General features: G+C 68.4%; 12 protein-coding genes. 7 read left to right on the top strand and 5 right to left on the bottom strand.

What is annotated here, in order from left to right; genetic code table 11:
* The first annotated feature begins 70 nt into the window (after positions 1–70).
* The 6 genes from HDA39_RS34070 (at position 71) to arfA (ending at position 7,245) form a co-directional block, all read left to right on the top strand.
* Entirely contained in the window at positions 71–1,066 is a 996-nt protein-coding gene (locus HDA39_RS34070; protein ID WP_184806811.1) for a LacI family DNA-binding transcriptional regulator, read from the top strand.
* Between the two features lie 554 nt (positions 1,067–1,620).
* Positions 1,621–2,913 (top strand): extracellular solute-binding protein, encoded by a 1,293-nt coding sequence (locus tag HDA39_RS34065; RefSeq protein WP_202893201.1) that lies wholly within the window; start codon positions 1,621–1,623, stop codon positions 2,911–2,913.
* A gap of 12 nt (positions 2,914–2,925) precedes the next feature.
* Positions 2,926–3,867, top strand: a complete 942-nt coding sequence (locus tag HDA39_RS34060) for a carbohydrate ABC transporter permease (RefSeq protein WP_184802255.1) — start codon at positions 2,926–2,928, stop codon at positions 3,865–3,867.
* Entirely contained in the window at positions 3,864–4,688 is an 825-nt protein-coding gene (locus tag HDA39_RS34055) for a carbohydrate ABC transporter permease (protein ID WP_184802254.1), read from the top strand. Before HDA39_RS34060 ends, HDA39_RS34055 begins: the two co-directional genes overlap by 4 nt.
* On the top strand, positions 4,685–5,698 hold the full coding sequence (locus tag HDA39_RS34050) for an arabinan endo-1,5-alpha-L-arabinosidase (protein ID WP_184802252.1): 1,014 nt from the start codon (positions 4,685–4,687) through the stop codon (positions 5,696–5,698). Before HDA39_RS34055 ends, HDA39_RS34050 begins: the two co-directional genes overlap by 4 nt.
* 47 nt (positions 5,699–5,745) lie before the next feature.
* A complete protein-coding gene (gene arfA / locus HDA39_RS34045; protein ID WP_184802250.1) occupies positions 5,746–7,245 on the top strand; it encodes an arabinosylfuranosidase ArfA in 1,500 nt (499 codons plus the stop codon).
* Positions 7,246–7,265: 20 nt separating this feature from the next.
* On the opposite strand, the gene HDA39_RS34040 is transcribed toward arfA, so the two are convergent.
* From HDA39_RS34040 to HDA39_RS34025, 4 genes are all read right to left on the bottom strand, one after another.
* On the bottom strand, positions 7,266–7,646 hold the full coding sequence (locus HDA39_RS34040; RefSeq protein ID WP_184802248.1) for a hypothetical protein: 381 nt from the start codon (positions 7,644–7,646) through the stop codon (positions 7,266–7,268).
* 35 nt (positions 7,647–7,681) lie between these two features.
* Positions 7,682–8,254, bottom strand: a complete 573-nt coding sequence (locus HDA39_RS34035; protein ID WP_184802246.1) for a hypothetical protein — start codon at positions 8,252–8,254, stop codon at positions 7,682–7,684.
* 233 nt (positions 8,255–8,487) lie between these two features.
* A complete protein-coding gene (locus HDA39_RS34030) occupies positions 8,488–8,946 on the bottom strand; it encodes a GNAT family N-acetyltransferase (RefSeq protein ID WP_184802244.1) in 459 nt (152 codons plus the stop codon).
* 25 nt (positions 8,947–8,971) lie between these two features.
* Entirely contained in the window at positions 8,972–9,688 is a 717-nt protein-coding gene (locus tag HDA39_RS34025; protein WP_184802242.1) for an SIP domain-containing protein, read from the bottom strand.
* A gap of 78 nt (positions 9,689–9,766) precedes the next feature.
* Here HDA39_RS34025 and HDA39_RS34020 point away from each other — a divergent pair, with 78 nt between their 5' ends.
* Complete coding sequence (locus HDA39_RS34020) at positions 9,767–11,809, top strand: penicillin acylase family protein (RefSeq protein ID WP_202893200.1); 2,043 nt, start codon at positions 9,767–9,769, stop codon at positions 11,807–11,809.
* Here the strand turns inward: HDA39_RS34020 and HDA39_RS34015 are convergent.
* Complete coding sequence (locus HDA39_RS34015) at positions 11,791–12,348, bottom strand: hypothetical protein (protein ID WP_238356213.1); 558 nt, start codon at positions 12,346–12,348, stop codon at positions 11,791–11,793. The two genes, HDA39_RS34020 and HDA39_RS34015, sit on opposite strands and share 19 nt — an antisense overlap.
* Between the last annotated feature and the right edge of the window lie 78 nt (positions 12,349–12,426).

The raw sequence follows: 12,426 nt of genomic DNA, 5'->3' as shown, positions 1-12,426 counted from the left end.
TCGGCGCGTGGACTACCGTGTTCGGACCAGTACCGGGCGGACGCGGAGGGGACTACCTGTGGCAGTGACCATGCGGGACGTGGCGCAGCATGCGGGAGTGTCGCCGAAGACGGTGTCGAACGTGATGAGCGGCTATCCCTTCATCCGCGACGAAACGCGGCAGCGGGTGCTCGCGTCGATCGATGCGCTCGGCTACCAACTCAACATCTCCGCCCGCAACCTCAAGTCCGGTCGTACCGGCATCATCGGGCTCGCCGTCCCGGAGCTGAGCCTGCCGTACTTCGCCGAGCTGGCCGACGCCGTGATCACCGCGGCCGAGGAGCACGGACTGACGGTGATGATCGAGCAGACCGGCGCGATCCGCGAACGCGAACTCGCCGCGCTCGCACGTCCGCGCGGGCATCTGGTCGACGGGCTGCTGTTCAGCCCGCTCGGCCTCGGGCCGGACGACGTCGAGCATCTGCACACGTCGACGCCGATGGTGCTGCTCGGCGAGCGGATCTTCCACGGTCCGGTCGACCACGTGATGATCGACAACGTCGCCGGCACCCGCGCCGCGACCGAGCACCTGCTCGAGCTGGGACGCCGGCGGATCGCCGTGATCGGTACGCATCCCGGCGAGCTGGTCGGTACGGCGGCCATCCGGTACGACGCGTTCGCGGCCACGCTGGCGGACGCCGGGGTCGAGCCGATCGAGCAGCTCGCGATGCCGGCCGGGCCGTGGCACCGCGCGACCGGGGCCGAGGCGATGGAGGCGCTGATCGCCTCGGAGGCGAGGTTCGACGCCGTACTCGCGTTGAACGACACGCTCGCGCTCGGGGCATTGCGCGCGCTGGCCAAGCACGGCGTCAGGGTTCCTGACGACGTGGCCGTCGCTGGGTTCGACGACATCGACGAGGCGCAGTACAGCACGCCGAGCCTCACGACAGTCGACCCCGGCCGCGCACAGATCGCCGCGACCGCGGTGGAGATCCTGGTCGGCCGAATGAACGGCGACGACACCGCCCACCGCGAGATCGTCGCCCAGTACGCACTACACATCCGCGAGTCAACCGCCGGGCCCTGACCCCACCCAGGCCCTGACCCCCTGGCCCCTTACCCACCCGGGCACAGACCGTCCGGGCACGGACCGTCCGGGCACGGAGCGTCCGGGCACAAACTCGCCAGCACTAACCCGCCCGCGCGCCAACCGCCCCCGGGCGCTCCACCAGCCACGAGTCCACATCCGGTCACCGACCGCCCGAGGTCTTGACGCCTCCCGCACCCCCGGGCATCATCCTCTACACCGATGTATTACATCGGTGTAAAAGCGTGCTCCACCGCCCACGGGAGGACACGAAGATGCCATCGCACGAGCCACGCCCAGCCCAGCCGGCGGGCCCACCGCTCCCGCGCACTCCGCTCCGCCCGCCCTCCCCGAACGGAGGGAAGAGGTTCGCCGACCAGGCGCAACCGGCATCCGCCTTGGCGTCGCCGGGTGAGACGGGAGCGCGAGCAGGCGCCAGCCGGTCCGAGCCCCTGTCCGCCTCGGTGTCGCCGGGTGGGACGGGAGCGCGGGCCGGTGCGCTCGAGGTGCTGGGGGTCGTCGAGGGGCGCGCTGTCGGCTGGTCGGTGCCGGGCTTGTCGACACCATCACCGCGGGTCTCTCGGCGGCACCTGCTGGTCGGCGCGCTCGGACTCGCCGGGGCGACCGCTCTCGCCGGGTGCGGGTCCTTCGGGCGTGACGCCAGGGTTCGTGAGTGGAATCTGTTCGGCGGTGGCGACGGTGCGCGGCTGCTCCAGATCCACGACAAGTTCGTTGCCGAGCACAACGATATCGCGTTCGAGGCGCACACGCTGGCCTGGGGACCGCCGTTCTACACCAAGCTCGCGATGTCCGCCGCCGGTGGCCGCGCGCCCGAGGTTGCGACCCTTCATCTGTCCCGGCTGAAGGGTTTCAGCCCGAGCACGATGCTCGACCCGATCCCCGTCGACCTGCTCGCCAAGGCCGGGATCACCGAGCAGGACTTCCTCCCCGAGACCTGGCGTAAGTGCCACGTCGACGGCCGGCTGTACGCCGTACCGCTCGATCAGCACCCGTTCGTTCTCTACTACAACACCGACATCTGCGAGAAGGCCGGACTGCTCGGTCCCGACGGCCGGATCAAGCCGGTCAAGGGCGTCGACGCGTTCTTCGAGATGCTCAGAGCGGTCAAGGACGTCACCGGCAAGTTCGCCGCCTCGGTCGAGACGACGAACCCGTGGCGGATCTGGTGGACGCTCTACGGCCAGCTCGGCGGCGCGTTCTTCGACGAGTCCGGCCAGGAGTTCGTCCTGGACGACAACAAAGCGCTCGAAGCCCTGCAGCTGATGGCGAAACTCTCCGCTGACGGCCTGACGCCGAAGTCGTCCGACTACCCCGCCCTGGTCGCCCAGTTCACCAACGGTGACGCCGGGCTGAGCTTCAACGGCGAGTGGGAGGTGACGACGTACCAGACCGCGAAACTCCCGTTCAGCATGGCGCCGTTCCCGGTCGTGTACGACGTCCCGAAGTTCGCCGGCGACGCGCACACCTTCGTGATGCCGCACCAGGCGGCCCGAAGCGACGAGGACACCGCGGCGACGGTCGAGTACATCGCCTGGATGCTGAAGAACAGCGCCGACTGGGCCGCCGGCGGCCACATCCCGGCGTACCAGCCGGTCGTCGAGAGTCGTGAGTACCTGGAGCTGAAGCCGCAGGCCGAGTACCGCTCGGTCGCGCCGGACGTGCTGTTCGACCCGGACGCGTGGTTCAGCGGTTCGGGCGCGCAGCTGCAGAACGAAGCGGGGGCCGCCTTCGCGGGGGTGTTCTCGGGCCGGACGACGCCGCGGCAGGCGCTCGACCAGTTCAAGGCCGCCACCCGGAAGCTGCTCGACACCCCGTCCCCGGTCTGACAGGAGCGCATCATGGCCGTGCAGACACCCGCCCGCCCCCGGACGAAGCCCTCAACCCACGAGCCGCCGAGGAGCGGTCCACCCTGGACCGAGCGCTGGGGCGGCCTGTTCTTCGTCGCGCCGTTCGGGCTGTTCTTCCTGTTCTTCCTGCTCTGGCCGACACTCGCCGGGCTCTGGAACAGCTTCTTCAACACCAGCCTGGCCGGAGTGAAGCAGGAGTTCCTCGGCCTGGCCAACTGGCGTGAGCTGTTCGGCGACCCGGCGGTCTGGGACTCGCTGAAGAACACGCTCGTCTTCACCGCGATGAGTACGCCGCCGCTCGTACTGATCGCCTTGGTGATGGCGCTGCTGGCCAACCGGCGCGGCGTCTTCGGCTGGTTCCTGCGGTTCGCGTACTTCGCGCCGTTCGTCCTGCCGGCCACGGTCATCACGCTGATCTGGGTGTGGATCTACCAGCCCGGCTTCGGCCTGGTGAACGGCCTGCTGACGGCCGGCGGGTTCGCCGAGATCGACTGGCTGAACGCGGAGAACCGGGCCATGCTCGCGGTGGTGATCACGACGGTCTGGTGGACCGTCGGGTTCAACTTCCTGCTCTATCTGGCCGCCCTGCAGGGCATCCCGGCGCAGGTCTACGAGGCGGCCTCGATCGACGGCGCGAACGGGCGGCAGACGCTGTTCCGGATCACGCTGCCGCTGCTCGGGCGCACCACCGGGCTGATCGTCGTGCTGCAGCTGGTGGCGTCGCTGAAGATCTTCGACCAGATCTACCTGATGACCGACGGCGGCCCGAACTACGCCACCCGGCCGATCATCCAGTACATCTACGAGAGCGGCTTCACCAGCTACCGGATCGGCTACGCCTCGGCGGTGTCGTACCTGTTCTTCGCGATCATCGTGATCGTGTCCGTGGCCCAGTTCAAGCTGTTCGGCGGCCGGAAGGAGGCGCGCCGATGAAGCGCCTCAGCTTCCCGAAGGTCGCGATCGCGGTCGGCGCCGCGCTGCTCGCCGTCCTCTGGCTGGTTCCGTTGCTGTGGGCCCTCGACACGTCACTCAAACCCGAGCAGGAGACCACCCGTACGCCGATCAGCTGGTTGCCGTCGGCGCCTACTTCCGCGGCGTACCAGAGTGTGCTCGAGCAGGGCTCGATCCTGCGCTGGTTCGTGAACAGCACGATCGTCGCGGTGCTGGTGACCGCGCTGACGCTGCTGGTGTCCGTGCTGGCGGCGTACGGGTTCTCGCGAACCACGTTCCCCGGCCGGAAGGTGATGTTCGGCGTCGTGATCGCCGGGATCCTGGTGCCGCCGCAGGTGCTGATCGTGCCACTGTTCCAGGAGATGTCGAGCCTGCGGCTGGTCGACACCTACTGGGGCATGGTGCTGCCACAGGTGGTCGCGCCGGTGATGGTGTTCGTGCTGAAGAAGTTCTTCGACGGCGTCTCCCGCGACTACGAGGACGCCGCCCGGGTGGACGGCGCGACCCGCTGGCGGATCGTCTGGGGCGTGATGGTGCCGATGTCGCGGCCGATTCTCGTTGCCGTCGGCATCTTCACCTTCATCGGGGCCTGGAACAACTTCCTCTGGCCGTTCATCGTGACCACCGACCCGTCGATGATGACGATCCCGGTCGGACTCGCCAACGTGCAGGGCTCGTACGGCCTGCGCTACGCCCAGATCATGGCCTCGGCCGTGCTCGGCGGGCTGCCGCTGCTGATCGTCTACGCGCTCTTCCAGCGGCACGTCATTCGTGGTGTCGGCGATGCGGGGGTGAAGGGATGAGACGACTGTGCGCCCTGCTGTGCGCTCTCACGCTGGCTGTCCCGGGAGCCGTTCCGGCGGCCGCCCGGACCGAGGCCGGCGCGTCCGTCGTTTCGAGCGGGTCCGACGTGCCGGTGCTGTCCGGCGACCTGCGGACCCATGATCCGGCGCTGATCAGGGACGGGTCGCAGTGGTACGTCTTCTCGACCGGGGATCCCGCCGTCGCCGGTGGCAGCGTCCAGCTCCGCCGGTCGTCCGACGGCCGGCACTGGACGAGCGCCGGGACGGTGTTCGGCGCGATCCCGGACTGGATCCGCGCGGAGGTCCCGGGCGTGGAGAACCTGTGGGCCCCCGAGGTGATCGAGCACGACGGCACCTTCTACCTCTACTACTCGGCGTCCGCCTTCGGCTCCAACCGCTCGCTGATCGCCCTGGCCACCAACACCACGCTCGACCCTGGCGATCCGGGGTACCGGTGGGTCGACCGCGGAGTCGTCCATCGCTCGGCGCCGTCCGACGACTACAACGCCATCGATCCCGGCGTGGTGGTCGACGGCAACGGAGTGCCCTGGATGGCGTTCGGTTCGTTCTGGAGCGGCATCCGGATGATCCGCCTGCAGTGGCCGTCCGGACTCGGCGTTCCCGGTCAGGGCGCACCCCTGCGGCTCGCCGACCGCCGAACGCCGCCGAACGCGGTCGAGGCGCCGTACGTCGTACGACGAGGCGGCTGGTACTACCTGTTCGTCTCGTTCGACCTGTGTTGCCGCGGCGCGGAGAGCACGTACAAGATCGCGGTCGGCCGCTCCCGCAGCGTCACCGGCCCGTATGCCGACCAGCTCGGAAAGCCGATGCTGGAAGGTGGCGGGACGATCCTGCTGTCCGGCTCCGGCACCATGGCCGGTCCGGGCGGTCAGTCGGTCAACGGCGACTGGCTGGCCCACCACTACTACGACACCCAGGCCGATGGTGACTTCCGTCTCGGCCTGCGGTCGATCCGCTGGGATTCCGACGGCTGGCCACACGTCACCTGACCGACGGCTTCCCAGACAGCGTAAACCCACGACAGGAGACGTACTTCATGACCACCGCTTCACTGGTCCTCGATCCCGCTTTCACCGTGGCCCCGGTCAACCGCCGGACGTTCGGCACGTTCGTCGAGCACATGGGCCGCTGCGTCTACACCGGCATCTACGAGCCCGGCCACGCGACCGCCGACGAGGACGGCTTCCGCAAGGACGTCCTGGAGCTCACCCGCGAGCTCGGCGTCTCCCTGGTCCGCTACCCGGGCGGCAACTTCGTCTCCGGCTACCGCTGGGAGGACGGCGTCGGGCCGCAGGCCGACCGGCCGCGCCGGCTGGAGCTGGCCTGGCACAGCATCGAGACCAACCAGTTCGGCCTGGACGAGTTCGTCCGCTGGTGCGCGAAGGCCGGGGTCGAGCCGATGATGGCGATCAACCTGGGCACGCGGGGCGTCCAGGAAGCGCTCGACCTGCAGGAGTACACCAACCACCCGGCCGGTACCGCGCTGTCGGACCTGCGCGCCGAGCACGGCGCGGCATCGCCGTACGGGATCAAGCTGTGGTGCCTGGGCAACGAGCTCGACGGGCCGTGGCAGATCGGGCACAAGACCGGCACGGAGTACGGAAGGCTCGCGAACGAGACCGCCCGGGCGCTGCGGATGGTCGAGCCCGATCTCGAGCTGGTGGCCTGCGGTTCGTCCAGCTCCGGGATGCCGACCTTCGGAACCTGGGAGCGGGAGGTCCTGCAGGAGTGCTACGAGGTGGTCGACCACATCTCGTGCCACGCGTACTACGGCGACGACAAGGACGACCCGGCGTCGTTCCTGGCCTCCGCCGTCGACATGGACCGCTTCATCGACTCGGTGGTTGCGAGCGCCGACCACGTCGGGGCCGAGCTGAAGAGCAGCAAGCGGATCGACATCTCCTTCGACGAGTGGAACGTCTGGTACGGCGAGCGGTCCCGGCGCACCGACGGCGACGGCGACGCGTGGGAGGTGGCACCGCGGCGGATCGAGGACGAGTACAACCTCACCGATGCCGTTGTCGTCGGCAACCTGCTGATCTCACTGCTGCGGCACAGCGACCGGGTCGCGGTCGCTTGCCTGGCGCAACTGGCGAACGTGATCGCCCCGATCATGACCGAGCCCGACGGCCCGGCCTGGCGCCAGCCGACCTTCCACCCGTTCGCGATCACCTCCCGGCTGGCCGCCGGTCAGGTGCTGCAGGTCAACACCACCTCGCCGACCGTGCCGACGGAGAAGTTCGGTGACGTGGCGGCGGTCGACGCGGTCGCGACGTACGACGACGGCAAGCTCGCGGTCTTCCTGGTCAACCGCTCACTCGACCAGACGATCGAGGTCACGGTCGACGTCAGCCGGACCGGTGTGACGACGGTCGAGGAGGCCCTGACGCTCGCCGACGACGACCGCCTGGCCGTCAACACCGCGGCTCAGCCGGACCGGGTGGTTCCGCAGGCCAACGACAACGTCCGACTGAACGACGGCAAGCTGACGATCAGCCTACCGCCGATCTCCTGGACAGCCCTCGCCCTGAACTAACCCACGGCGCGACAGGACGGCTAACTTGCCTTGAGTTCCTCGACGACTGAGTCGGCGATCTCGTCGGCCGAGCCTGCTGCGTGGACAACCTGAACCCCGACCTCGTCCGCCACTCCGGCGATTCCTGGGCTGACTCCCTGGGTTGTCAGCAGCACGGGGTGCACGTCGACTCCGGCATCACGACCGATCGTTGCCGCCGCGTGATCCACTTTGGCGAGCGTCGCAAAATGCACCGACCCGTCACCGAGCTTGATATTAATCACGTATTTACGCTGATTCGGCGCGGTGACGATCAGGTCATTCCCCGCCGGATTTGTGGCACTTCCAGTCTCGACCTCCCATTGAATACCTCGAAACGCGTTGACTAGCGCCGAGATCACGAGGGACAGTTCGATCGGCATGATGACACCTCTACTTCCATCGTCCACCAACTCCATCAGCCCCAGATCAACTTTCCGCCCTTGCTAGCCGTCGAAGCCAGCACCAAGGCGACCACAGCGCCGATCACACCGGTCACCGCGCCGGCGACGAAACGAAACTGCTGATCAGCCGCGAAGGTGAAGAGGCCGACCACCGTGTAGACAACGACGGCGATCCCGATACAGATCGGACTCAGGTTCTCCCGACGCTTCAGCTCCAACGAGAAACAGGTCATCCGGCCCGCGGTGAAGTAGTTTCCATTGTCGTTGAGTTTCAGCGAAACCAATTTCGGAGAGGACCTACGCAAAGCACGCGTCACGCCCTTCCAGATGGACTCGCAGACGTCGAAGACATTGCCATGGGTTGGCTCGACGTAGATCTGAAGTTCCTCATCCTGCGCAGACACGCACATCAACCGATACTGGGGAGTGGCGGTCGCATAGAGCACCGCATTCTCCCAATCGCCATCCGAAAAAAGTGCACTCTCCTTGATTGCCTCCCGATTCTCGTCACGAAACTTCGACCTGAGAAACCCCTTCAGCTCTTCGGCCCCCAGCTCCTCATGGCTTATGACAAACTCCGCGTGCATCCCCCCGCCCTTCATTTCATCGTGGGAAAAGTATGCGCACCGCATCGAGTGCCGACAAGGGCTGAGACCCAGTCGAAAAGATTTTGGTATGATAAAGAAAGATCTTTCGAGACATAAACAAAAGATCAATAAAACTGCGGAACTCAGGGCGCCGGACAGTAAATCTTCCGGCAAATCCGATCTTCAGCCGCAATAACCACACTCGCGAACCTGAATTGATCGTTTGAATTCCATCAGAGCACCCGTTCCCGGCGGAAGCGGGTGATGCTGATGCCTGGGCCGACTTCCACCAGTTCCGACTCGTGGTAGCCGCGGCCCAGGTACAGCTTGATCGCCGGGGCGTTCGCCGTACCGGTGGAGACCAGCGAGAGGCCGCGGGGCTCCAGGTCGTCGAGGGCGTCGAGCAGGGCGCTCGCGTGTCCCTGGCGGGCGTACGCCGGGTCGACGACCAGGCGGGTGATGTCGACGGTCTCGGGGTCGGGGAACTCGTAGGCGACGGCAGCGACCAGGACGTCGTCGGTGAAGCAGCCGAGCCAGTGCTCGGTCGACGTCATCAGGCCGGCCAGGTCCTCCTGCAGCGGCGGGATCCCGTCGAAGCCGATCAGGGCGGCCTCGACGGCGTACGCGCGGTGCTGGACTTCGAGCAGGCGTGGAGCTAACCCGGGGTCGGCCGGGTCGATCGGACGGATCACCCGTCCACGCTAACCCGGCAGCGTGTCAGGCGCGCCAGTACCCGAGTGCCTTCACCCGGTGCCGCGGGATCTTGAGCTCCTTCAGCAGGTACGCCGTGAGCGCGCGCGTGGTGACGGTGTCGCAGGCGACCCAGACGAACGTCTCGGCCGGGTCGTCGACCAGCGCGGGCAGGTTGGCCTTGACGTCGGCGACCAGCGCTCCGGCCGTACGCCGTACCGGTCGCACCTCGTGCACCGAGGGGTCGAGGCGCATCGGCAACTCCTCGTCGGAGTCGTGCTGGGTCTCGAACCAGATCGTCGCGGGCAGCTTCCGCGCGACGCCGAGCAGCGAGTTGATCGCGGGCAGCGAGGCCGGATCGCCGATCACCAGCAGCCGCGGCGGCAACGGCTCCGGGACGTCGAAGTCCGTGCCCTGCAAGGTCGCGTCGATGGTGTCGCCGGGCTGGGCCTTCAGCGACCAGTCGGCAGCGCAGCCGTCGTGCAGCGCGAACTCCAGGCTGAAAGTCCCTGCCTCGACGTCCGGATCGACCAGCGTGTAGGCCCGCTGGTGCGGCTTGCCGGCCTTGTCGAACCAGAGCCGGACCCACATCGTCGGGTGCGCGCCGACCGCGGCGAGCAGCCCGCCGTCGGTGCAGTGCACCCGCCGGTACCGCTCGGCGACCTGCTCGGCCCCAGTCACGGTGAACACGAAGTCCTTGCCCTTGAACAGCTTGAGGACGACGCCCTCCCAGCCATGCCTCACGCCGGCCTCCTGGTCACAATGGACAGTGCGGCCGAGAACCGATCGCACTAGTTAGTGCAGCCTAACCTAACCAAAGGGATGTGCGTGAAGGTCTACCGGGACCACTGGGGAGTGCCACACCTCCGGGCCGACGATCCGCTGTCCCTGGTCCGGTTGCAGGGCCGGAACGTGGCCACCGATCGCGCCTGGCAGATCGAGACGCAGCGCCGTAAGTCCCTCGGTACCACGGCGGCCTTCCTCGGTCCGGACGCCGTTGCCTGGGACACCTTCGCCCGCCAGGCCCGTCTGGCCGACACGGCCGAGCGGTGCTTCCGGGCGCTCGACGACGACACTCGGGCCTGGATCGGGGCGTACGTCGCCGGCGTCAACGAGGCCCTTCCGGCCGGCGCCGCGCGGGCTCCGGAGTTCGCGAAGACCGGGCTGACCCTGAAGGAGTGGGAGCCGTGGACGCCGCTCGGGATCTGGATCGCCGCGCACATCCTGTTCGCCGGCTTCCCGTCCAAGCTGTGGCGTGAGCAGGTCGCGCTGCACCTCGGCGACGACGCGATGGGGGTCTTCACCTCCGAGGGACCTCATACGTCGGGCAGCAACGGCTGGATGGTCCCGGGCGCTCTGACCGCGACCGGTACGGCGCTGATCGCGGGCGACCCGCACCGGTACGTCGAGAGCCCGGGCGTCTATCAGCAGATCCGGCTCGCCTGCCCGTCGTACGACGTGCTGGGCCTGGCCGTGCCGGGCGTCCCCGGGATCGCGCACTTCGGCCACACCGGCGATGTCGCCTGGGCGATCACCAACGCGGCCGCCGACTACCAGGACCTGTACGAGGAGCAGCTCCGGCGTACGACGGACGGCGTGGAAGCGCTCGGCCCGGACGGCTGGGAAGCCGCCACGGTGCACACCGAGTCGGTCGAGATCGCCGGACGGGACGCCATCGCGGTCGAGGTGATCGAGACGGCGCGCGGGCCGGTGGTGATCGGCGGCCCGGACTTCGCCCGCGGGGTCAGCCTGCGGTACCCGCCGCGCGTGACCGGGCGGCTCGGGTTCGAGGTGCTGCCGTTGTTGCTTCAGGCAACGGATGTGGCGGCGGTCGACGAGGCTCTCGAGGGCTGGGTCGAGCCGGTCAACGTCGTGCTCGCGGCGGACACGGCCGGCGGACTGCTGCACCGGACGGCCGGGCTCGTTCCGCGGCGGGACGCGGAGAACCAGTTGCGTGTCGTACCGGCGTGGGAGCGCAAGCACGAGTGGGACGGCTGGATTCCGATGCCTCGGGCAACGGTCGACGGGGTGGCGGTGATGGCCAACGCCCGGGACCTGGCCGCGCCGCTCGGGGTCGAGTTCGCCGCGCCGCACCGGTTCCGGCGGATCCGCGAGCTGCTCACCGCGCGGGACGGGTGGACGGTCGAGGACATGCCGACGATCCACACGGACACCTGGCTGGGGTCGGCGGGCAGCATCATCGACCCGTTGCGCGACCTGGCCGAGCTGTCGCCCGAGGCCGTCGAGCTGTGCGATCGCTTGCTGCGGTGGGACCGCCGGATGGACGCGACCAGTACGACGGCCTCCAGCTACGCGGCGATCCGGAAGGCGCTGAGCCGCCGGATCACCGCCCACCCGGCGGTCGCCGCGCTGGACGACGTCGACGCCACCGAGATGTTCCTGCCGTACCTCGATCTGCTGACGCACGTGTCGTTCGCGCTGGAGAACCTGCTCGCCAGTGACCTGGCGATCGACTTCGCCGCGTTGCTCCGGGAGTCGCTGGAGGAGGTCGCCGCGAGGACGCCGCGCGGACCGTGGGGTGATACCCACCAATTGTCACCGGTGCAGGTGATCCGCGGGCCGCTGTTCACCCGCGACGAGCCGCCGATCGATCTCGGGCTGTCCGGCGATCACCACTGCGTCTGGTCCACGTCGAGCGTGCCGGGAACGACCGACCTGACCGTGCGGGCTTCCGCCGCGCGGTACGCGTGGGATCTCCGCGACCGGACGAAGAGCGGGTGGAGCGTGCCGCTGGGCGCGTCCGGCGTACTGGGTGATCAGCACCATCACGACCAGCTACCCCTGTGGTTGCGCGGGGAGCTGGCTCCGATCGTGACGGACTGGGATCAGCTGACGCCGGAGTAGGTGTCGAGTACGACCTGCAGCCGGTCGCGGCGGAAGCGGCCGGGCTGTTCGTCGTACACCTGACGGCCGGCACCGGACCAGAACAGCTCCGGTGGCACCGCCGGCGCACCGGGCGGAACGAACTTCAGCACCTCGGCCACCGCCGCCGCCGCGAACCGCGCGGATTCGTCGGCCGCCCGCGGGTCGTCGGTCGGGACCGCCGACATCAACTGGTCGGCCAGATCCAGCCACTGGCCGGGGTCGATCAGTTCCGACGGTTCGGCGCCGCCGAAGTTCGGGGTGCCGCCCGCGTGCTCCCGCGCCGGCAGGCGGAACAGGTACTCACGCTCGGCCGCACAGCCCTGACAGGTGCCGTCGTACGCCGAAACCAGCTCACCGTCGACCTGCGCGATCCCGTGCCGCCAGTCGACCTCGACCGACCCGCACTGTCCGCACGGTGTCAGGTCGAGATAGACGTACGCCTCGTCCCGGGTCCGGGCCGGCGGAAGGACCATGATCGACTCCTCGTCTCCCTGGGCGGCAACAGTGGTCGGTCCCATTGTCGGCCCTGATCCTGCAGGTCACGGCCCGGTGACCTGAACCGGACGTGCAGCACCTGAACGGCACGAATGGCCTAG

Source organism: Kribbella italica (genome assembly GCF_014205135.1).
Classification (GTDB): domain Bacteria; phylum Actinomycetota; class Actinomycetes; order Propionibacteriales; family Kribbellaceae; genus Kribbella; species Kribbella italica.
The sequence above is the reverse complement of the archived record's forward strand: the minus strand, read 5'-3'. Positions and strand labels throughout refer to the sequence as shown.